The organism is Bacillus sp. MC1252 (assembly GCF_056838025.1).
Genome location: NZ_CM166369.1, coordinates 1,322,349 through 1,341,852 on the forward strand (window position 1 = coordinate 1,322,349; position 19,504 = coordinate 1,341,852).

Sequence of the window (19,504 nt, forward strand, 5' to 3'; positions counted from 1 at the left end):
AAGGAATGTGTCTATTGAAAGACATTTTAGCTCCTTTATTCATCGCTTTGGTCGTTGGAGGGATTGTGTATGTGATAGACGATCAACCAATTCATCCTTTACTTCTCTTTCTCATTTTGTTTATTAGCATTTATGCAGTCGAAAGAATCATTGATTTTGCTTCAAATCGGTTCAATCAACAGAAAAAATAAACGTCCTAGGACATGAAGGACGTTGAAGCCATGAAAAAAAGACTTTCTCAAAAAGAAAGCCCCAGCGTGTAGACAAACCCTCGCATTCGGTGTCAGTCCTGCGCTCCGGTGCTCACGAATCTCAAATTCGCTCCGCTCCGCTACTCGTCCTTCCTAGACTGCAAAGGTTTTCTATCACGCTGAAAAGAAGACAAAGGGCTAAAATGAAGATCATTTTAGCCCTTTTAGATGTTCATTTATTGAACTCCCTGACCTTTTAATTCACGCTGTACATCTAACTCGGCAGCTTCTCTGCTGAACTTTGGCAGTGTAATGAAGTAAAAAAGGAAGACGAGTAAAATAATCATGCCCATTCCGTAATAAATATATGAAATATTCGTCACGAGCTTTGGAAATAGTACCGCAATCAAACCTAACGTCATTGATTGGGCAAACATAGTGAGCGGATCAACCCATCCTGACACACGTCCCATCAGACGAGGGTGGACGATTCTTGGCAACCAGCCGCCAATAACAATGTTGATTGGACCGATGCATGTTCCAATGACAAATGATGTGACATAAAATAACCACAATGTATGGGTAGAACCAAGTACAAAAATGAGAATGCCTGCAATAAGAATCGGAATCGACATGAGATATTGCATTTTCACCTTTTTAGCGAGAACAGAGCCCATTACGCTTCCAACAAGAAGCCCTGCACCGATCGCGATCGTAAAGAAAGATGTATGCAATTCAAAGTGTTCTGGTGAAAGACCATATTTCATTGTAAACATTGGAAGGACTGCAAATGCGCCATTGACAAGACCGAAAACGAAGAAGCCAAAAATTAAGGAAGCCAGTAATTTATTTTTTAAAATATAAATAATGCCTTCTTTAAAATCCTTAAGAGACGTTTTAATGGTCATACTTTTCCAGCCTGCTTGTCCATTTGGCTGACGCGCTTCCATTGGAATGTTACATGAACGAATCAGGATGCCGGAAATAATAAAACTGATCAAATCGATCGTAATGGCACCATGAAGCCCAATGGTTTTATACATAATAGCACCGATTCCAACACCAAACACCATAAATAAACTAAACAGCATTTGATTTAAGCCAGCGGCTTTTGCATATTGATCTTTATTTAAAATCGCCTGTACGAGAGATGCTTCAGCTGGATAGAAGAACTTCGTAATGGCACTTCGTATAAACAAGATCAAGAAAATAAGTGGAAGTGAATTAAAATAAATGACGACAAATAAAACAATTGTCAGCCCAGCTCGTATCCAATCACAATTCTCTGCGACTTTTTTACGATCAAAACGGTCTGCGACCACACCGACCATAAAAAAGACAAAGATGGTAGGGAGTGAATACATTAGCTCTGCCAATGTGGCGTAGGCGGGCTGATGACTAAAATGGTCAAGCAAATAAAAGGCAAACGCCATATTGCCTACTGTTGTCCCCATTTGCGAGGCAAGTGCTGCAAAAAAGAGACGAACAAAATTTCTGTTTTTAAAAATATCCATAAATACGCTCCTTAACCTGAAGATCCCACTTTATATCATATAAAATTTTAACCATTCATACAATTGATTTCTCTTACTGGCTAATGGTCACAGGTGTTCCGTTGGGAACGAGTGAAGCAAGTTCGATGACATCCTGATTATACATGCGAATGCATCCTCTAGAAACAGCTTTACCAATTGAAGACGGGTTATTCGTACCGTGGATGCCGTAATGAATTTTCGAAAGGCTCAGCCAATAGGCGCCAAAGGGACCTCCTGGGTTGGGCTGTCTGTTGACAATATAATAAGAACCTGTCGGTGTCATATTTAATATCTTTCCTGTTGCAATCGGGTACGAACGAATGAGCTGTGATCCAGAAAACAAAACGAGACGTTTCGTTGAAATCGAAACAGAGATGCGGTAAGGGATCGTGCTAGGATCCGGCAACCCAGGAATGATGATGACCTCATTTTGTTCTGGCTCGCGAGCCTGAAGTGACGGATTTGCAGCCTTTAAGGCATCTGTCGTTGTTCGAAAATCAAGCGCTATAGAAGCAAGTGTTTCTCCACTTTTCACCGTGTATCGCAGCATCAAAGGACACTCCTTTTACTCAAATAAAAGAAGCCATAATGTCCGTCACCAGATATACTATATGGACGGAATCAGGCCCACTAAGGTTTCTCCTAACATTTGTCATGAGAAATATCTTTAATTATACATATGCAAGATAGGGCGGTTTGGCTTCTGTTTATACGCGAGATGTGAAAGTGAAAAAGGTTAATTCAGGTTTAGCTAAAAATCGAAGCGGCAGTCTTGTTGTCCCGAGCCCGCGGTTGACATAGATGCGGTGCTGATAGCTGCCGTATAAACCTTCTACATATGTATGGCCATAAGGTGCTGTGAGAATTGGTCCATAAAAAGGAAGCTGTATTTGACCGCCATGCGTATGCCCAGAGAGCTGTAAGTTAATGGGCGCTTGTTTCAGCTCCAGTGCAGCATCAGGCTCATGTACGAGCAGTAAAGTAAATAAATCAGAGGATACTTCCCGTTTGATGAGGTCGTAATCTGGCACGCTCATCATGAGGTCATCCAGTGTAGCGATCTGAATGTGCGCCCCTTCTTTTTCTAAAAGAAACACATCATTTTTACATAATGTAAATCCACAAGCTTCCATCGTTTTCTCATAAAGCTCCACGCCAAATGGTCCGTAGTCATGGTTTCCGCATATCGCCAGCTTACCAAACGGAGCATTCAGCTTAGTCAAATAAGCTTTTGCTTTTTCATGTTCTTCAATAGATGCCTGAAAATCAACTAGGTCACCTGTGAACACAATGAAGTCTGGAGATTCAGCATTGATTTTCTGGACGACGGCTTCTAGATCCTTAGCAGGAAATGTATCGCTTAAATGAACATCACTAAATTGGGCAATTTTAAACTGGTCAAATGAAGCTGGAAGCTGAGCATCTTGAATGGTCAGTGACACGGCATCGAGCATGTGCGGCTCGATGTATCTGGCATAGCCATATCCACATGTTGTAGCCAAAAAGCCGAGAATACTCGCACCAGCTGCTCCTTTTAAAAACTGTCTGCGGGTAAGTTGCTTCATATAAGACTCCTTTAAAAATAAAATTAAGTATAGCATGATATTTGTTAAATCTCCCATATGGTGCACGGAGGGGGAATCATGATATGATAGAAAAATAATGAATGAATAGTCATTCAAAGTGTACAAAGGGGGAGAACAAATGACGAAACAAACAGTGATTGTCACAGGAGGATCAAGCGGAATGGGGAAGGCGATGGCTACCCATTTGGCACTCGGAGGCTGGAATGTTGTGATTACTGGAAGAACAGAAGAAACGCTGGAAAAGACTGCAAGTGATATTAAGCAGGAAGGAGGATCGGTTGCTTACTTCCAAATGGATGTGCGAAAACCAGAGGATGCCGATCAGATGGTGAAGTTTGCGGTGGATACATTTGGCGATGTTGATGCACTCATCAACAACGCAGCAGGGAACTTTTTGGTCCCAGCAGAAAAACTGTCTCCAAACGGCTGGAAAGCGGTCATTGATATTGTGTTAAATGGCACATTTTTTTGCAGTCATGCAGTGGGTAATTACTGGATTCGTCAAAAGAAAAGGGGAAGTATGATCAACATGGTGGCCACTTATGCATGGGGTGCTGGTGTAGGTGTGGCGCATTCAGCAGCAGCAAAGGCAGGAGTTCTGTCTCTTACTCGAACGCTTGCAGTAGAATGGGGAAAGCAGTATCGAATTCGCGTCAATGCCATCGCACCAGGACCAATCGAGAGAACAGGCGGGGCTGATAAACTGTGGGAATCTGAAGAGGCAGCGCAAAAAACTTTAGATAGTGTCCCTCTTGGCAGACTGGGCACACCAGAGGAAATTGCAGAGCTTGCGGCCTTTTTACTATCTGAACATGCGTCTTATATTAATGGAGATTGTATCACGATGGATGGGGGTCAATGGCTCAACCAATCACCATTTTGAATGACCGTGTAAGACCTGCTTTTGATGTGGTATAATCACACAAAGAGAGAAGCAGGTGATGAAAATGGTCGATCCATTAGATATTTTAACGAATATTGAAGATGTTTTCCCGCACTATCAAGCGATCTTCAGTGCGGAAGAGCAAAAAGTGATAGGCTATGAAATTCTAGGAAGAATGAAGCTTGAGTCTGAAACGGTTAGCCTAGGCTCCTTCTTTACGGATTCATCTATTCCTGACGAATATAAACTGGAAGTAGATCAAAAAGTACTTAGTCAAGCACTTGATCTCTTCACAACAGCTGATGAAGATTTGCTCATTTTTATTAATCATGATGCCAATGTTCTCATGCTTGATCATGGCGAAAGCTTTTTAGAGCTTTTAAAGGAATATGAAGCAAGAGGCATTCAGCTTAATCGGTTTGTCATTGAATTTACTGAACATACGTTTAGCGGCGACATTGAACAGCTTTACCATACGTTAACGTATTATCGTACATATGGGATCAAAATCGCCGTATCTAATATAGGAAAAGAAAGCAGTAACCTTGACCGGATTGGCCTGCTTTCACCCGATCTATTAAAAATAGATTTACACGCATTAAGGGCATCCGCTCCTTCCCCTTCCTATGAGTATGTCTTGTACAGCATTTCATTGCTTGCGAGAAAAATAGGGGCGGCTTTAATTTATGAGGACATTGAAGCGAATTTTCAGCTGCAGTATGCATGGAGAAATGGCGGGAGATATTTTCAAGGGTTCTATCTGCATGAGCCTACGGCGGAATTAATCGACCGCAACAAACGAAAAGATCAGCTTAGAGAAGAATTTCAACAATTTATTGCCCATGAGAAAAAGAAGCTTCAAGCTGTTTACGAACATTCTGAAACATTTTATAAACGAATTCACCAAGCTGTTACGACCTTGAAAAAATCATGCCGCACAAATGATGAACTCATACAAAAACTGGCACTCGAACTAACAGATTGCAGCTTTCGAATTTATATGTGTAATGAGGAAGGATTTCAAATCACTGGAAATGTGTTTAAAAAAGAAAAAGAATGGCTGTTTCAGCCGGAGTATATAGAGAAAAACTGGAGCTGGCGCCCTTATTTCCTGGCGAATATTCTCCAAATGAGAATAAGCGGGAAAGGATTTTTCAGCGATATTTACAGTGATTTAGAAACAGGGGAGCGAATACGAACGTTTTCTTATCCGTTAGAGGGAGACATGTATTTGTTTATAGATCTTCCATATGCCTATCTATATGAGCAAGATGGATTAATTTAAAAGCAGCCAGAGCGGCTGCTTTTTTTGATAGAAAAAAGAAATAAAAAAATGGTTGACAATGAAACTGATAATCATTATCATTTAGTTATAGAGAGAAGCTACTCTCTGTTCCCCAACCCCTCTATCAGATCAAGATCCAAAAAACTTGGCGCTACCCCCGCCAAGTTTTTTTTGTGCTTCAATCTTTTCCTTTATGCATAGGACATCCCAAATCCTCCATACATCTTAAATGATGATAGTTAGACGGTAGGAGGGAAAAGTCATGATCAAACGTGACAAGCGGCTGCTGATTGATTTGCCAAGACCAGATCACCCAGATGCAAATGGGGCCGCTGCTGTGCAAGAATTACTCGGCGGGAAATTTGGTGAAATGTCCACATTAAATAATTATATGTTTCAATCCTTTAACTTTAGAGGGAAACGAAAACTCAAACCGTTCTATGACCTCGTATCAAGTATTACAGCTGAAGAATTCGGTCATGTAGAGCTTGTGACAACGGCTGTGAATCTCATGATTACGGGGACCACTCATGGCGGAGATCCAGATACGACACCGATGAAAGCGGCTGTCGATAAACGAAATACACAGCATTTTATTCAAACGGCACAAACAGGCTATCCGTTTGATTCAATGGCAAAACCTTGGACAGGAGAGAATGTGTTCTCAAGTGGTAACCTGATTCTTGATCTTCTTCATAATTTCTTTCTTGAATGCGGGGCTCGTACGCATAAAATGCGTGTGTATGAAATGACGGACCATCCTACGGCAAGAGAGATGATCGGATATTTACTTGTAAGGGGCGGTGTGCATGTTGTGGCATATGCAAAAGCGCTTGAGGTAGCCACAGGAGTAGATGTAGGAAAGATGCTGCCGATTCCAAACCTCGACAACAAATACTTTGACTCTGCGAGGAAATTTGAAGATCAAAACATGCATACGAAGCTGTACACATTTAGTGATACGGATTACAAGGATATCAATAAAATTTGGAAAGGCAGCCACCCGATTGATGGAAAGCCGCTGACAGTCATTGAGGGTACCCCGCAAGGTGCGCCTGTACCAGATTATAGAGAATTACCGGAAGAGTTTGCCCCGGGCATTTCAAAAGAGGATTTTGACGAAATTGCCAAACGGCTCATGAGATCTGCCGGTTTATAAAAAACATCGTGTATGAGATGAGAGAAAAGACTCAAAATAAAAAAACAGATTCTTTTTCTTTTTTTGAATTCAAGAGGAAAAATATCATCTGAGAACACTTTATGGTATGATGCTTTGTAGGACTTGTGTATAATCAATACGGGTTCATCTTGAGTTGTTTTTTTGAAAGGAGTCTTTTTTTAGAATGTCACAATTAATGGGTATCATTACAAGGCTGCAAAGTCTTCAAGAGACAGCAGAAGCTGCAAACGAGCCGGCACAGCGTTATTTCGAAGTGAACGGTGAGAAAATCTGTAGTGTTAAGTATTTCGAAAAGAATCAAACGTTTGAATTGACTGTTTTTCAACAAGGGGATAAGCCAAACACTTTCCCATTTGACAACATTGATATGATTTCGATTGAAATTTTTGAGCTTCTACAATCCTAAGCTGAATCGTATGAAATGTTTTTTCTGAGGATTCCTTCGCTTATTGCGGCAATATACACTTGTCATCATAGGTGATGTACAAATGGAAGATGATAAATCAGCGCATTTTTCGGAAAAGAGACCATTAAAAAGGAGTTCCTTTCTGTGAGTGATTCTTTTTTCTACAATCTTTCTGAAGATTATTTAGCGTTTTCTGATGTCGTCATGAGAATGAAAGACTTTATTCGAAAAGACCCTAGATCCGTCTATGTGTTATCAATCGGCACGGATTCTCAAGTCAATCAGAATATCACAACATTTATGACTGCAATTCATCTTCACCGGATTGGCAAAGGAGCTTGGGGCTGTCTCACACAACAAGTGATCAGCAGGCCTGTGCAAAGTCTTAGAGAAAAAATTTCATTAGAGACAGCGTTTACCCAAAAGGTATGTGCAGACATCCTGGAGGGTCCTTTAACAGAACTGATGGATTTGCTTCTTCCGTTTGCTGAGGAAGGGGCAGACCTTCGTTTTGAAGCCCATCTAGATATTGGCAAAAAAGGAAGTACGAAAGAGCTGATCCAGGAAATGACCGGAATGATCACAGCTATGGGAATTGAAGCAAAAATAAAACCCGACTCATATGCAGCATTTTGCTATGCCAATCGATACACAAAATAAATTCCGTCATTTTTCTCCAAACCTTGTCGAAACGTGCGGTTGACGATTCGATTCTAGTTCCTTATTCTAGCTGTATAGAGAGGAAGCAGACATTCAAAAGCCTGCTAATCAATATAAAAGCATATATGAAACAGGGGGCCTGATGTTGAATGAGCGTCATCGAAAATCGTTTTAATGAAGAAGAGAAAAAGCTATTATTAAACGTATTGCTGAATCAGGAATATGCTGTCGAATTACTAAGCAGTGAGATCAATGATATAGAATGTGGGACAAAAAATGTCGACGACAATACGTATAAGCAATTGATCACATTGTATGACAGAGTAAGGTTTGAGAATTAATATTGGTTTAACATTCTATTAGATACTCGAGGGCTGAGTATCTTTTTTATGCAGAAAAAATCTTTCGACAAATTTCGTTTTAGTTTATGCTTAATATTAAAGGGGAATGTATGATTGATGATCGAGAGAAAAGGGGTCGAAGAAACATGATAGAGATAGAACCGACTCAATTGCTTGAGTCAACAGTAGCGGAGCATATGATTGATGCAGATAAAGTGGCACATGTTCAAATTGGAAATAATCTTGAGCATGCCCTATTGGTCTTGACAAAAACAGGATATACAGCCATACCAGTATTAGATGCTTCTTATCATCTACACGGGTTAATCGGAACGAATATGATCATGGATAAAATTTTTGGTTTAGAACGAATTGAATTCGAGAAACTGGACCAGTTGAAGGTAGAAGAGGTCATGTTAACGGATATTCCAAGACTCAAAACAACTGATCCTGTGCTAAAAGGCGTTCACGCTGTGACGAATAATGGATTTGTTTGTGTAGAAAATGAGGAGCAAGTATTTGAAGGGATTTTTACTCGACGTGTTGTATTAAAGCGCTTAAATGAGGTCATTCATTCCGCGAAAAAATGAGCTGCAGCCCAGCTTATTTTTTTTGCCTTCATAAGTTAAAATTTATATAATGATCATATGGAATAAGAAAAACTTATAGAGGGAGAGGGGACGCCCATGCAGCTTCAAGAGTTACATATGCTTGTTGTGCTAAGTGAAGAATTGAATATGAGAAAGGCTTCGGAGCGGCTCTTTGTCTCTCAACCTGCATTATCTCAAAGGTTGCAAACGATCGAAAAGGAATGGGGAACTAAAATCTTTTTTCGTTCACAAAAAGGGCTGACCGTGACTTCAGCAGGTGAACAGATTATCCAGTTTGCAAAAGAGGTCACGACGGAGCAAGATCGAGTGAGAGAGAGAATCGATGAGCTTGAAGGAGAAATTCATGGCACACTCAAGCTTGCAGTTGCGTCCATTATTGGACAGCACTGGCTGCCAAAGGTGTTAAAGCGGTATGTCGAAAAGTATCCAAATGCCAAAGTATCACTTGTTACCGGCTGGAGTAGTGAAATGCTCAAAAGCTTGTATGAAGACCATGTGCACATTGGCATTATTCGCGGAAACCCTGATTGGAAGGGGACAAAGGAATATTTGATGACTGATCATTTATATTTAGTTGATTCCGTGATCAAGGACGTGGATGAGTTAATTGAGACAGAACGGCCGTTTATTCAATTTAAAAGCGACAGCACCTATTATCAGGAAATCCAGCACTGGTGGCACCAAAAATTTAAAGTTTCCCCAAAGCAGACGATTCTTGTGGACCAAATTGAGACATGTAAACAAATGGCTTATCATGGCATCGGCTATGCCATTTTGCCTTCTGTCACCTTATATGACCACGAAAAAAGTGTTCATAAAACCCCGCTCGTTGATGTAAATGGAGAGCAAATTGGACGTGACACATGGCTTTTAGGCTATGAAGCATCTTTTCAGTTAAAACAGGTTCAAGCATTTGTTGGTGTAGTGAAAGAAATGCTTGAAAGTGATGCAGTGTAAGTACCTTCTGGAAGAGGAGGTGCTTTTTTAGGATAAGTGAACGTTCTTGGTTGAATTCAATTTCTGATAGATTCGCCTATTTATCATACTACGAAAAAAGCAGAAAGCTGGATCAAATGATGAGAAATAAACAAAGAAGAAAGATTGACATACCGAAGTGGGGAAAATATTTACGAGGGAGATGGCGTGAACGTTTTGCAAGCCATCTTTCATTAGAAGAACAAAAAGAGATCGGGATAGATGGTTTTCTATGGCACTTATGCAGCTGGAGAAAGGTTGCATGCCTTGAAAAAGAGGAAGCGATAAACGCATTTCTTCAAACAAAGCATAAATGTACAATTTTTTATCAATTTGTGGACGAAGCATATCTTCTTGAAAACGCTAGTGCACTCTCAATGAATGAATGACCATATAAAGATGGTGATATGGATTACAGCGATATGTATGTCATGGATTGGGAGGAAAATTGGACATTTGTGATGACGCACGAAACCGATTGCGGTCCATATTTTATTCAGAAACATAAAACGAGTGAATCATAAAGCTATGATATCCTGATCATTTTAGAACCGCCTTCCAATTGGAATGAGCGGTTTTTTATGTGGGTTCTTTTTATCTTGAACAACGCTTATTCATAAAAACATTTGACAATGAAAATCATTATCATTTAAAGTGTACATATAATAATTGAAAATGATTATCATTTAGATGAGGTGACCAATAGATGAAAGCACTAATTGCATTTGCGAGTATGTCTGGCAATACGGAAGATATGGCAGCAATCTTAAAGCAAACATTTCAAGGAAAAGGGATAGATACAGAGATGATGGAATTTGATGATACGAGTGCAGAGGATCTTTCTTCATACGATTATGTATTGATCGGTTCCTATACTTGGGGTGATGGAGATTTACCTTATGAAGCAGAGGATTTTTATGAAGAGGTCTCTACTCTTGAACTTAGTGACATCAAAGCGGCTGTATTCGGATCTGGTGATTACAGTTATCCGAAGTTTTGCGAGGCTGTTCATACATTCCATGACATGCTGAAATCAACAGGTGCATCCGTATTTCCTGAAACATTGAAAATGGAGCTTGCGCCAGATACAGATGAGGATGTGGCGTGCTGTCAGGAATTTGCCACCAGCTTTTTAACGTGGGCCTCTTTGTCTGAGAAACGAGTTGAAAATCATGTTTCATAAAGGTGCAACGGCCGTTGCTGCATCTAAAAGTGGTGGATACTTTGTCGCGGTAAAACGAGAAGGTATTTTCCACTACAGTGTTGAGAGCGGGTGGCAGCAGCTGTTTAAGCTCAAGCATAAAATTCATGCCATCAGCTATATTGGGCCTTATTTATTTGGTGTTGGTGAAAATGGAACAGTGATCAGGTCAGGAGATGAGGGCAATACGTGGGCGCTATCATCATTTCCAACAAATGCAGTTGTTTGGTCTATTACAGGGCGCAAAGATGGTTTTGTGTGCGCACATGGAAAACACAGTATTTATGTGTCAACCGATTTCGGGATTTCCTGGGAAATTATGAAGCCGTTTGCTCATGTGAATCAGCCTCCAGTGATTCGTTCGTTATGTGTTGCAGGTGATCACCTTTATATTGGAACACAGATTCATGAGGTTCATGGAGGAATATGGGTGTATGACTTGCAGAGTGAACAGATTTTTCTACTAAACAGAGAAGAGCATCGAATGACAGCTTCTATGCTGTTCTATGAGGAACATCTTCTTGTCTGTGCGTTAGGCTCAAAAAAAGGCAAGAAAGGATCAGTTCAAATTCTAGACTTACATACAAATATTCTACATGATATTCAATCACAGGCCTTCGCTAGAGAAGAATCGTTTTTGGATGTGTCAGAGGATAATGGCATTGTGTATGTGACCACCTCGCAAGACGAACACGGGTTTTCTAAAGTGTATCAGCTTGATATAGAGCAAAAAGAGCTCAAATGGTTTGATACGATCAAAGGACACGGTTTTCGTGTAGCCAATCAAAACGAAAATTTTTTCTGCGCGGGTTTATATGAAAGCAAGTTTGTCAGGCCTTATGAGGAGCCTGCGCTGATTCATTGATAAGGAGGAAGAAAAAGTGACAGAAAAGGTTTTATTGGTGTATGCCACGATGTCTGGGAACACAGAAGCAATGGCAGATTTAATTGAAAAAGGATTAAAGGATGCAGGAGCTAGCGTCGACCGGCATGAAGCGATGGATATTGATGCCGAGCTTCTGAATGATTACTCGCACATTATGTTAGGTGCGTATACATGGGGAGATGGTGATCTTCCAGATGACTTTATTGATTTATATGAAGAAATGGAAGAGCTTGATTTAACCGGAAAAGCGTTTGCTGTATTCGGTTCCGGAGATACATCGTATGAGCATTTTTGCGGAGCTGTTGACTTAATCGAAGAAAAAGTGAAGGATCTCGGCGGTGATATTGTCCTGCCATCAGTCAAAATTGAGCTGAATCCAGAAGGAGACGAAGAAGAGGAATTGATTACTTTTGGCAAACAATTTATTCAACTTCACCAGCAAGAAGCGGGATAATCGGGCCCGCTTGTTTTATTTTCCATTGAAGAGTCAACTCTTTCACTTGTCATTAAAACTCTCCTTTGATACAGTAATGAAGTATAAATTAAGAGGAGGACATACATACATGAAACAAATGGACGCTAATGAAATTATTTCATTTATTCAAAATAGTACAAAATCAACACCTGTTAAAGTCTATATCAAAGGTGACTTAAAAGATATTGAATTTGGTGAACAGGCAAAAACGTTCATCACGGGCAACACAGGTGTTGTCTTCGGTGAGTGGAGTGAAATCCAAGAAGCTCTAGCATCAAACAAAGACAAAATTGAAGATGTTGTTGTGGAAAATGACCGCCGCAACTCTGCGATTCCTATGTTAGACTTGAAAAACATTAAAGCACGTATTGAACCGGGTGCAATCATTCGTGATCAAGTTGAAATCGGTGATAATGCAGTCATCATGATGGGTGCTTCTATTAATATCGGTTCTGTGATCGGTGAAGGTACGATGATTGACATGAACGTGGTGCTTGGCGGCCGCGCGACAGTAGGTAAGAACTGTCATATCGGTGCTGGATCTGTTCTTGCGGGTGTTATTGAGCCGCCATCTGCTAAACCAGTCGTCGTAGAAGATGATGTTGTCATCGGCGCGAACGCTGTTGTTTTAGAAGGCGTGACAATTGGTAAAGGAGCGGTTGTAGCAGCTGGTGCGATCGTTGTCAACGATGTTGAGCCTTACACAGTTGTAGCAGGTACACCTGCTAAGAAAATCAAAGACATTGATGAAAAAACAAAAGGTAAGACTGAAATTAAACAAGAACTGCGTCAGCTTTAATTCATACAATTCGCAGCAGAAGACATAGACGTGGATGATATATCCACGTCTTATTCGTATAGTGGAAAGGAAGCGAGTTCACTTGTTAAATCGTGAGCAATTAATATCCATTCGAAGAGATTTACACCAAATTCCCGAGCTTGGTTTCCAAGAATTTAAAACACAAGCGTATCTCATCAAGCATCTCGGCACGTATTCAAAGGATCGAGTAGAGATTGAAACATGGCGGACTGGACTTTTTGTGAAAGTGAAGGGAATAAATCCCGCGCGCGTATTTGCTTATCGTGCAGATATGGACGGTTTATCTATTCCTGAGGAAACTGGGTATCCATTTCAATCTGTGCATGAAGGGAAAATGCATGCATGTGGACATGACCTTCATATGACCATTGCCCTTGGTATCATTGATTATTTCGTTCACCAGCCAATCAAAGAAGATATCCTATTTATTTTTCAACCAGCAGAAGAAGGGCCAGGCGGAGCTGAACCGATGCTTGCAAGTGATGTTTTGAAAAAGTGGACGCCAGACTTTATTACAGCGCTGCATATTGCACCTGAGTATCCAGTCGGAACGATTGCAACAAAGCCTGGGCTATTATTTGCCAATACGAGTGAACTTGTGATCGATCTTGAAGGAAAAGGCGGACATGCCGCTTACCCTCATTTAGCGAATGATATGGTTGTCGCTGCAAGTGCACTTGTAGGTCAGCTGCAATCTGTCATTTCTCGTAATGTCGATCCACTTGATAGTGCAGTGATTACAGTCGGAACGATTACGGGAGGAACTGCTCAAAATATCATTGCTCACCATGCCAAACTTGACGGAACCATTCGCACGCTCTCACCAGAGTCTATGGAAAAGGTGAGAAAGCGAATTGAAGCGCTAGCAAAAGGAATTGAAATTGGCTACGAATGCAAGGCAACAGTTCGATACCCTTCATCTTATTACGAAGTGGATAATTCAAAGGACCTGACAGAAGAATTTATGTCATATGTAGCCAAAGAAGGGCTTGCGAATGTAATTGAATGTAGAGAAGCCATGACAGGAGAAGATTTTGGCTACATGCTGAAAAAATATCCTGGCTTCATGTTTTGGTTAGGGGTAAATTCAGAATATGGTCTGCACCATGCAAAACTCATGCCTGATGAAAAGGCCATCGAAACGGCTGTAAATGTCATGACGGCTTATTTTAAAAAGCAAGCGGGTGAATGAATAATCGTGCTTCCTCCTGTACACCTTATGACCAGGAGGTGTTCTTGATTATGACAAGAATTGGTGTAGAACCATCTTTATCCGATGTAGAAGAACTTTTGAAGCAAAAAGGGTATGACGTCGTACGTATTCAAAATGAACAACAAATGGATCAGTGTGACTGCTATGTGGTGACAGGACTAGATTCAAATGTTCTTGGCATTTCAGACACAACGACAAAGGCATCCGTCATTACAGCGTCAGGTATGACGGCTGATGAAATTTGTCAAGAAGTAGAACAGCGTGTTCAATAAAGCAAGCAAAAAGAACCGGTAGATTATGAACCCGGTTCTTTTTGCTTTTTCTCTATATCGAGTACTTCTTTCATTTTTTTGCGCAAGATTCGTTCTACCCGCCACTGCTCCATTGTTTCGGTTTTCGCAATGATACGCAGCACGAGGGAAGACGAACCGAACGCCTCCACTCCGACCACTTGAGGTCATGGTCCCTCTTGAATGGTTACTAACATTCAGTATGCTTCGATTTGGAATGAAATGAAGGGTGCCATCAAAGCTTCGAAGCTGTGTAGTTCTAAGTCCGATTTGTTCTACGATCCCATCAAAGCCTGCAACCGTGATATACTCACCTACATCAAATTGTTTTTCTAATAGAATAAAAAATCCTGTCACAATATCACTTACTAGACCCTGTGCGCCAAAACCGATTGCAAGCCCAACAACACCTGCTCCAGCTAGCAAAGCAGTCGGATTATAATGAAATAAGTCGAGGATCATGACAACTAGAATAAAAATCAATAAGTAGGCGAAGATATTTAACGTAAGACTTTGCAGCGACTGAGCTCTTGATAAAGGACTTCATGCTTCTCAGAGAATGTTGAATAGGCACGCTTAATCATCTTGTTTCCTATAGCTCTGATGATAAAATAAATCAAAAAAAATAGCGATTAATTTTAGCGAAATTATACTGCTATTGAGGATGATGGAAACCCAATCTACTTGTTCAAATGCTGTTATGATCTTCAAAATCTTTCTATGTATGCTCTAAAAGAGAAGCTAATCATTTGTTCCCTCGTGCAAGTCATGTTAAACTTTTGTTAGTTGGAGCGAGAGATTGTGACGAATCGTTAATTAAATTTATTATTAATTAATATTGACTAAAAATCGCTTAAGTATTATAATTATATTTGTGAAGTTATTAACTAAATGAGAATTTCATCTTTTGATTCTCATTTTATATACAGCTAAGAAGTCTGTATAAAGATATTATTTTATGGAGGGATTTACATATGGCAGAGCGTTTTGTAGGAAAACAAGCTCCACGTTTTGAAATGGAAGCAGTACTTGCTAACAAGGAATTTGGTAAAGTAAGTTTAGAGGAAAACATGAAGAATGACAAATGGACAGTTCTTTTCTTCTATCCAATGGATTTCACATTTGTTTGCCCAACTGAAATTACAGCAATGAGCGATCGTTATGATGAGTTTGAAGACTTAGATGCAGAAATCATTGGTGTATCTACTGATACAATCCATACGCATCTTGCTTGGATCAACACAGATCGTAAAGACAATGGTCTAGGTGAATTAAAATACCCGCTAGCTGCTGACACAAACCACACAGTATCTAGAGAATACGGCGTTTTAATTGAAGAAGAAGGAATTGCACTTCGCGGTCTATTCATCATTAACCCAGAAGGCGAACTTCAATATCAAACAGTATTCCACAACAATATCGGTCGTGATGTAGATGAGACATTACGTGTTCTTCAAGCATTACAAACTGGTGGACTTTGCCCAGCGAACTGGAAGCCTGGTCAAAAAACACTTTAATTGATAGCTGTAGAAGCAGGAGGGTCTAATTGATGTTAGACCTCAGATTGTTGACAAAGGGCTAAAATGAACTTTATTTTAGCCCTTTGTCTTCTTTTCAGCGTGATAGAAAACCTTTGCAGTCTAGGAAGGACGAGTACCGGAGCGGAGCGATTGTGACATTCGTGAGCACCGGCACGCAGGACTGACACCGAATGCGAGGATTTGTCTACACGCTGGGGTCTAACTGATGTTAGACCTTTTTGTTTCGACACATACAATGGATGGAGGCGCTTCATAATGAAATTACGTCAACCAATGCCAGAACTAACTGGTGCAAAAGAGTGGTTAAATGGAGAAGTAACAAAAGAAGATCTAATTGGTGATAAACCAACATTGATTCATTTCTGGTCAGTTAGCTGTCATCTTTGTAAAGAGGCAATGCCTCAAGTCAATCAATTCCGTGATGAATACAAGGATCAACTAAACGTTGTGGCTGTGCATATGCCGCGTTCAGAGGATGATCTCGATCTAGAAAAAATCAAAGAGGTTGCAAAAGAGCATGAAATCACTCAGCCAATCTTTGTGGACAGTGATCATCAATTAACAGAAGCCTTTGAAAACGAATATGTACCTGCGTATTATGTATTTGATAAAACAGGTGCTTTACGTCACTTCCAAGCTGGCGGAAGCGGTATGAAAATGCTTGAAAAACGTGTCAATCGAGTTCTTTCTGAGTCTGAAAAGACTGCAGAATAGGCTTTCCCCCCATGAATGGGGGTTTTTTCATGGGCAAAAATAGGCGACAGATTGCACAGGATGGACTGTTCATGTAGGTGTTATTCCTAAGAAAAGAGAAAATGAGGGAGTTTATTAAAAAATATCCCTGAAACAAAAAGGTATTACGACCTATTTACATTTTTATTTTGAAATGAAAATGTAAAGATTTTAACTTTTTACTATTCAGAACGTTTTTGCACAAAAGAAATTTCAGTTTGGTAAATAACTATATAAATCAAGTAGTATAAGCATTTATTCAAATTTTTTACAATATTTTAAAGTTTGTCAAAAGCCTATAGTGGCAGTGAAATGGGTGCCGATTTTTCCTCTTTGGCAAAATTTTAGTTGAAAATACCTACCTGATAGCAAATTGTAAAATGATAAAAAAATAGTTGATAAAATTAGTTTTCTAATCTAATATTTACTATAGAATATTTTTTATATGATGAGGGGGAAATCCATTGTTTAATGAGAGGGAAGCGTTACGTTTACGATTGGAACAACTAAATGAAGCAGAAGTGAAGGTCATTCGTGAATATCAAATTGAACGAGATGCGATTTATGCAAAATTAAGAGAATTAGACCGTCAAGGAACAGGTCTAGTGGCAGATACAAAAAAAGAAGTGCGTACAGAGAGAAAGACGGATTCATTGCCTGTATTAGCTGAGCTAGCTGCACAAGAAATGAGAAGCTACCAGCAGCCGGCACAATCACAATCAAACGCTACATCACCTTTAGGAACAGGTCAGCTAAACGGTGCACCTGTAGGTATTCCTGAAGGATCTACAAGACGCAGAAGAGGCACAGCTCGACCTGGTTCAAAGGCAGCTAAGCTTCGTGAAGCTGCGATCAAAACGTTAAAGCGTCATAATGCGGCAATTAAAAGCTCAGAGCTTCAAAAAGAGATTGAAAAAGAGAGCGGTCTTGAAATCCCAAATATGACCACGTTTATGCAAAGCTTAATTAAAATGTACCCTGAAGTGAAGAAGCCTTATCGCGGACAGTATATTTTAGAAGGCGATATTCAAACAGAAGACGAATAAATAAAAAAGAAACTGCTGGGCGTAAAAGCCGGCAGTTTTTTTATTTCTTACATCATGAGCTGATCACTTCTTTTGATCAACTGTATAGACAACCTTTCGTTCTTTAGGCATGTGATCATGCTGTTTCTTGAATCCGTCGATCTTCACTGTCATGACTTCTCCATTACGCTGCACCGCATCGACTTGTGCCTGGAGTGTTTGAACTTGTTCATTTAGTTTTTTCAAAATAGGTTCAATTTCTTCCGTTGTTTGCAGGATGGTGTCTCGTGAGAATGGCTGTGGATTTGTTTGAGCTGACTGGTCAATATCAGCAAAATGAGATGCGATCCATTCCTCACTTTCTGCTAACTGTTTTTGATAGCTTGTGAGCGCTTCATAAAAAATCGCTTCCTTTGCCTTTTCAATTTGCAGTAATTTTTCTTGTGTTTCATAAAAACGCTCCTGAAGATGCCTGACGCCTTCCTGTAATAAATGGAGCTCTGCGTTTTTATCGTTTAGTGTTTGCTGCAGCTTTTCAATCACAGCTGATAATGTATTGCCTTTTTTCTCCTCTTTTGAAAGCAGCTGATCTTGATCCTGTAACCGTTCATTTAATTGTTGAGAGATTTCCTTATATTTTACAACTTTTAAATGCAGCCGGTGCTTTTCTTCTGTTTCTTTTCTTCTATGATAGGTTTCCTTTTGCAGCATCTCATGGAGAAGGACCATTTTATGTAATAATTCCGATTTACTATAGGAGAGATCCTGTATTTTAGATGCAGCATCGTCTTGATCAATGGTCATTTCATCCAATTGTTGTTTTAATTCAGTGAAATCCTTTTTCATCTCATGATATTCTTGAGTTAACTTCTTATTTTTAGAATACGTATATGTGGACTGTAAATCAGAAATCATTTGTTGATATTTGGCAGTTTCAGCTTTTAAATATAAATTCTCTTGAGACAGATCATGGAATAGGGGAGAAGCATGGCGCCGGTTCATAGGTAGACCCTCCTTATTCATGTTACCAATAAAGTATGCGAAATGAGTGTAATTAGAACAACCATATCAAAGGGGATGAGATGATGAGCGTAGTGAATGTGATATTAGCTGGAGGAGCTTCCAGACGTTTTGGAGAACCAAAGGCAAGTCATATGTATCAAGGGAAACCACTGTATGAGCATGTTAAAAAGCAGCTATTGGATGGACAAACCATCATCATCAGTCATCCAGTGCTTCTGCCTTTTTTCGAAGCAAGAGGTGAACAAGCTGTCTGGTTAGATGATGAACAGATGCGCGGGTGCGGGCCGCTTGCCGGCATATATACCGCTATGCAAAAGCAAGATGCAGACTGGTATTTGGTGACTGCATGTGATATGCCTTTCATACGAAAAGAGACAGCCGAGGCATTATCGTCCTATTGCAACGAGCATACAGATGCCGTTGTCCCGCTTGTGCAGGGCAGGTTACAACCTTTGTTTGCGCTTTATCACCGCCGCTGTCTTCCGTTTATTCACGCGTGTTTAAAAGAGAAACAATTAGCGATTAAAGACTTGCTTCATAAGCTTAAGGTGCGCGTTGTTCCAGAGGACGAACTAAACGTGACATCAAACGAATTTCACAATATCAATAAAAGAAGCGATTTACCTGAAAACGGTATGATATGAT

At 40.1% G+C, this 19,504-nt stretch carries 23 protein-coding genes and 2 pseudogenes; 20 read left to right on the plus strand and 5 right to left on the minus strand.

What is annotated here, in order from left to right:
* Positions 1–5 precede the first annotated feature (5 nt).
* Complete coding sequence (locus tag ACYH0L_RS06630; protein ID WP_230031165.1) at positions 6–191, plus strand: hypothetical protein; 186 nt, start codon at positions 6–8, stop codon at positions 189–191.
* A gap of 236 nt (positions 192–427) precedes the next feature.
* Here the strand turns inward: ACYH0L_RS06630 and ACYH0L_RS06635 are convergent, their stop codons facing one another.
* The 3 genes from ACYH0L_RS06635 to ACYH0L_RS06645 form a co-directional block, all read right to left on the minus strand.
* A complete protein-coding gene (locus ACYH0L_RS06635; RefSeq protein WP_099728663.1) occupies positions 428–1,705 on the minus strand; it encodes an MFS transporter in 1,278 nt (425 codons plus the stop codon).
* Between the two features lie 73 nt (positions 1,706–1,778).
* Positions 1,779–2,276: a L,D-transpeptidase family protein gene (locus ACYH0L_RS06640; protein WP_099728662.1), complete on the minus strand. Its 498-nt coding sequence runs from the start codon at positions 2,274–2,276 to the stop codon at positions 1,779–1,781.
* Between the two features lie 157 nt (positions 2,277–2,433).
* Positions 2,434–3,291 (minus strand): metallophosphoesterase, encoded by an 858-nt coding sequence (locus tag ACYH0L_RS06645; RefSeq protein WP_482354435.1) that lies wholly within the window; start codon positions 3,289–3,291, stop codon positions 2,434–2,436.
* A gap of 139 nt (positions 3,292–3,430) precedes the next feature.
* Here ACYH0L_RS06645 and fadH point away from each other — a divergent pair, with 139 nt between their 5' ends.
* From fadH to ACYH0L_RS06720, 15 genes and pseudogenes are all read left to right on the plus strand, one after another.
* A complete protein-coding gene (fadH, locus tag ACYH0L_RS06650; RefSeq protein ID WP_099728660.1) occupies positions 3,431–4,195 on the plus strand; it encodes a 2,4-dienoyl-CoA reductase in 765 nt (254 codons plus the stop codon).
* A gap of 64 nt (positions 4,196–4,259) precedes the next feature.
* Positions 4,260–5,480: an EAL domain-containing protein gene (locus ACYH0L_RS06655; protein WP_230031184.1), complete on the plus strand. Its 1,221-nt coding sequence runs from the start codon at positions 4,260–4,262 to the stop codon at positions 5,478–5,480.
* A 262-nt stretch (positions 5,481–5,742) separates the two neighbouring features.
* Positions 5,743–6,639 carry a manganese catalase family protein gene (locus ACYH0L_RS06660; protein ID WP_034324437.1) on the plus strand — a complete coding sequence of 299 codons (897 nt, stop codon included), beginning with the start codon at positions 5,743–5,745 and terminating at the stop codon, positions 6,637–6,639.
* 184 nt (positions 6,640–6,823) lie between these two features.
* Positions 6,824–7,066 carry a YkuJ family protein gene (locus tag ACYH0L_RS06665; RefSeq protein ID WP_003212254.1) on the plus strand — a complete coding sequence of 81 codons (243 nt, stop codon included), beginning with the start codon at positions 6,824–6,826 and terminating at the stop codon, positions 7,064–7,066.
* A 144-nt stretch (positions 7,067–7,210) separates the two neighbouring features.
* Complete coding sequence (locus ACYH0L_RS06670; RefSeq protein WP_099728659.1) at positions 7,211–7,726, plus strand: ribonuclease H-like YkuK family protein; 516 nt, start codon at positions 7,211–7,213, stop codon at positions 7,724–7,726.
* Positions 7,727–7,875: 149 nt separating this feature from the next.
* A complete protein-coding gene (gene abbA / locus ACYH0L_RS06675; RefSeq protein ID WP_003210802.1) occupies positions 7,876–8,067 on the plus strand; it encodes an antirepressor AbbA in 192 nt (63 codons plus the stop codon).
* A 146-nt stretch (positions 8,068–8,213) separates the two neighbouring features.
* The gene (cbpB, locus tag ACYH0L_RS06680) at positions 8,214–8,657 is read left to right on the plus strand and encodes a cyclic-di-AMP-binding protein CbpB (protein ID WP_034281593.1); all 444 of its coding nucleotides are present in this window, start codon (positions 8,214–8,216) and stop codon (positions 8,655–8,657) included.
* 96 nt (positions 8,658–8,753) lie between these two features.
* Positions 8,754–9,635, plus strand: a complete 882-nt coding sequence (locus tag ACYH0L_RS06685) for a LysR family transcriptional regulator (RefSeq protein WP_099728658.1) — start codon at positions 8,754–8,756, stop codon at positions 9,633–9,635.
* 119 nt (positions 9,636–9,754) lie between these two features.
* Positions 9,755–10,177 (plus strand): annotated as a pseudogene (locus ACYH0L_RS06690) (DUF4275 family protein).
* A gap of 182 nt (positions 10,178–10,359) precedes the next feature.
* On the plus strand, positions 10,360–10,836 hold the full coding sequence (locus ACYH0L_RS06695; protein WP_099728657.1) for a flavodoxin: 477 nt from the start codon (positions 10,360–10,362) through the stop codon (positions 10,834–10,836).
* Complete coding sequence (locus tag ACYH0L_RS06700) at positions 10,826–11,719, plus strand: WD40/YVTN/BNR-like repeat-containing protein (RefSeq protein ID WP_327925461.1); 894 nt, start codon at positions 10,826–10,828, stop codon at positions 11,717–11,719. The genes ACYH0L_RS06695 and ACYH0L_RS06700 overlap by 11 nt, the downstream gene beginning before the upstream one ends.
* Before the next feature lie 49 nt (positions 11,720–11,768).
* Positions 11,769–12,194 carry a flavodoxin gene (locus ACYH0L_RS06705; protein WP_327925470.1) on the plus strand — a complete coding sequence of 142 codons (426 nt, stop codon included), beginning with the start codon at positions 11,769–11,771 and terminating at the stop codon, positions 12,192–12,194.
* 109 nt (positions 12,195–12,303) lie between these two features.
* A complete protein-coding gene (dapD, locus tag ACYH0L_RS06710; protein WP_099728654.1) occupies positions 12,304–13,014 on the plus strand; it encodes a 2,3,4,5-tetrahydropyridine-2,6-dicarboxylate N-acetyltransferase in 711 nt (236 codons plus the stop codon).
* Between the two features lie 34 nt (positions 13,015–13,048).
* Positions 13,049–14,227, plus strand: coding sequence for an N-acetyldiaminopimelate deacetylase (locus ACYH0L_RS06715; protein ID WP_327925460.1), 1,179 nt, complete (start codon positions 13,049–13,051; stop codon positions 14,225–14,227).
* 50 nt (positions 14,228–14,277) lie between these two features.
* A complete protein-coding gene (locus ACYH0L_RS06720) occupies positions 14,278–14,520 on the plus strand; it encodes a YkuS family protein (RefSeq protein ID WP_003211408.1) in 243 nt (80 codons plus the stop codon).
* Positions 14,521–14,543: 23 nt separating this feature from the next.
* Here ACYH0L_RS06720 and ACYH0L_RS06725 read toward each other — a convergent pair.
* A pseudogene (locus tag ACYH0L_RS06725) lies at positions 14,544–15,240 on the minus strand (mechanosensitive ion channel family protein).
* Positions 15,241–15,512: 272 nt separating this feature from the next.
* Here ACYH0L_RS06725 and ahpA point away from each other — a divergent pair.
* From ahpA to ACYH0L_RS06740, 3 genes are all read left to right on the plus strand, one after another.
* Entirely contained in the window at positions 15,513–16,055 is a 543-nt protein-coding gene (gene ahpA, locus ACYH0L_RS06730; protein WP_003211758.1) for a biofilm-specific peroxidase AhpA, read from the plus strand.
* 279 nt (positions 16,056–16,334) lie between these two features.
* Positions 16,335–16,793 carry a TlpA family protein disulfide reductase gene (locus tag ACYH0L_RS06735; protein ID WP_327925459.1) on the plus strand — a complete coding sequence of 153 codons (459 nt, stop codon included), beginning with the start codon at positions 16,335–16,337 and terminating at the stop codon, positions 16,791–16,793.
* A 482-nt stretch (positions 16,794–17,275) separates the two neighbouring features.
* Positions 17,276–17,857: a Rok-like winged helix domain-containing protein gene (locus tag ACYH0L_RS06740; RefSeq protein WP_099728736.1), complete on the plus strand. Its 582-nt coding sequence runs from the start codon at positions 17,276–17,278 to the stop codon at positions 17,855–17,857.
* A 63-nt stretch (positions 17,858–17,920) separates the two neighbouring features.
* On the opposite strand, the gene ACYH0L_RS06745 is transcribed toward ACYH0L_RS06740, so the two are convergent.
* Positions 17,921–18,838: a coiled-coil domain-containing protein gene (locus ACYH0L_RS06745; RefSeq protein WP_099728737.1), complete on the minus strand. Its 918-nt coding sequence runs from the start codon at positions 18,836–18,838 to the stop codon at positions 17,921–17,923.
* 83 nt (positions 18,839–18,921) lie between these two features.
* On the opposite strand from ACYH0L_RS06745, the gene ACYH0L_RS06750 reads away from it, so the two are divergent.
* Positions 18,922–19,503 carry a molybdenum cofactor guanylyltransferase gene (locus ACYH0L_RS06750; protein WP_180275570.1) on the plus strand — a complete coding sequence of 194 codons (582 nt, stop codon included), beginning with the start codon at positions 18,922–18,924 and terminating at the stop codon, positions 19,501–19,503.
* Position 19,504 lies beyond the last annotated feature (1 nt).

What these genes read in the sequence shown, in the direction of transcription:
- ACYH0L_RS06695 (WP_099728657.1), top strand. Translation starts at nt 10,360, where the DNA reads ATGAAAGCACTAATTGCATTTGCGAGTATGTCTGGCAATACGGAAGAT.
- ACYH0L_RS06660 (WP_034324437.1), top strand. Translation starts at nt 5,743, where the DNA reads ATGATCAAACGTGACAAGCGGCTGCTGATTGATTTGCCAAGACCAGAT.
- dapD (WP_099728654.1), top strand. Translation starts at nt 12,304, where the DNA reads ATGAAACAAATGGACGCTAATGAAATTATTTCATTTATTCAAAATAGT.
- fadH (WP_099728660.1), top strand. Translation starts at nt 3,431, where the DNA reads ATGACGAAACAAACAGTGATTGTCACAGGAGGATCAAGCGGAATGGGG.
- ACYH0L_RS06745 (WP_099728737.1), bottom strand. Translation starts at nt 18,838, where the DNA reads ATGAACCGGCGCCATGCTTCTCCCCTATTCCATGATCTGTCTCAAGAG.
- ACYH0L_RS06735 (WP_327925459.1), top strand. Translation starts at nt 16,335, where the DNA reads ATGAAATTACGTCAACCAATGCCAGAACTAACTGGTGCAAAAGAGTGG.
- ACYH0L_RS06685 (WP_099728658.1), top strand. Translation starts at nt 8,754, where the DNA reads ATGCAGCTTCAAGAGTTACATATGCTTGTTGTGCTAAGTGAAGAATTG.
- ACYH0L_RS06655 (WP_230031184.1), top strand. Translation starts at nt 4,260, where the DNA reads ATGGTCGATCCATTAGATATTTTAACGAATATTGAAGATGTTTTCCCG.
- ACYH0L_RS06635 (WP_099728663.1), bottom strand. Translation starts at nt 1,705, where the DNA reads ATGGATATTTTTAAAAACAGAAATTTTGTTCGTCTCTTTTTTGCAGCA.
- ACYH0L_RS06715 (WP_327925460.1), top strand. Translation starts at nt 13,049, where the DNA reads ATGATATATCCACGTCTTATTCGTATAGTGGAAAGGAAGCGAGTTCAC.
- cbpB (WP_034281593.1), top strand. Translation starts at nt 8,214, where the DNA reads ATGATAGAGATAGAACCGACTCAATTGCTTGAGTCAACAGTAGCGGAG.
- ACYH0L_RS06700 (WP_327925461.1), top strand. Translation starts at nt 10,826, where the DNA reads ATGTTTCATAAAGGTGCAACGGCCGTTGCTGCATCTAAAAGTGGTGGA.
- ACYH0L_RS06645 (WP_482354435.1), bottom strand. Translation starts at nt 3,291, where the DNA reads ATGAAGCAACTTACCCGCAGACAGTTTTTAAAAGGAGCAGCTGGTGCG.
- ACYH0L_RS06640 (WP_099728662.1), bottom strand. Translation starts at nt 2,276, where the DNA reads ATGCTGCGATACACGGTGAAAAGTGGAGAAACACTTGCTTCTATAGCG.
- ACYH0L_RS06630 (WP_230031165.1), top strand. Translation starts at nt 6, where the DNA reads ATGTGTCTATTGAAAGACATTTTAGCTCCTTTATTCATCGCTTTGGTC.
- ACYH0L_RS06720 (WP_003211408.1), top strand. Translation starts at nt 14,278, where the DNA reads ATGACAAGAATTGGTGTAGAACCATCTTTATCCGATGTAGAAGAACTT.
- ahpA (WP_003211758.1), top strand. Translation starts at nt 15,513, where the DNA reads ATGGCAGAGCGTTTTGTAGGAAAACAAGCTCCACGTTTTGAAATGGAA.
- abbA (WP_003210802.1), top strand. Translation starts at nt 7,876, where the DNA reads ATGAGCGTCATCGAAAATCGTTTTAATGAAGAAGAGAAAAAGCTATTA.
- ACYH0L_RS06705 (WP_327925470.1), top strand. Translation starts at nt 11,769, where the DNA reads ATGTCTGGGAACACAGAAGCAATGGCAGATTTAATTGAAAAAGGATTA.
- ACYH0L_RS06750 (WP_180275570.1), top strand. Translation starts at nt 18,922, where the DNA reads ATGAGCGTAGTGAATGTGATATTAGCTGGAGGAGCTTCCAGACGTTTT.
- ACYH0L_RS06665 (WP_003212254.1), top strand. Translation starts at nt 6,824, where the DNA reads ATGTCACAATTAATGGGTATCATTACAAGGCTGCAAAGTCTTCAAGAG.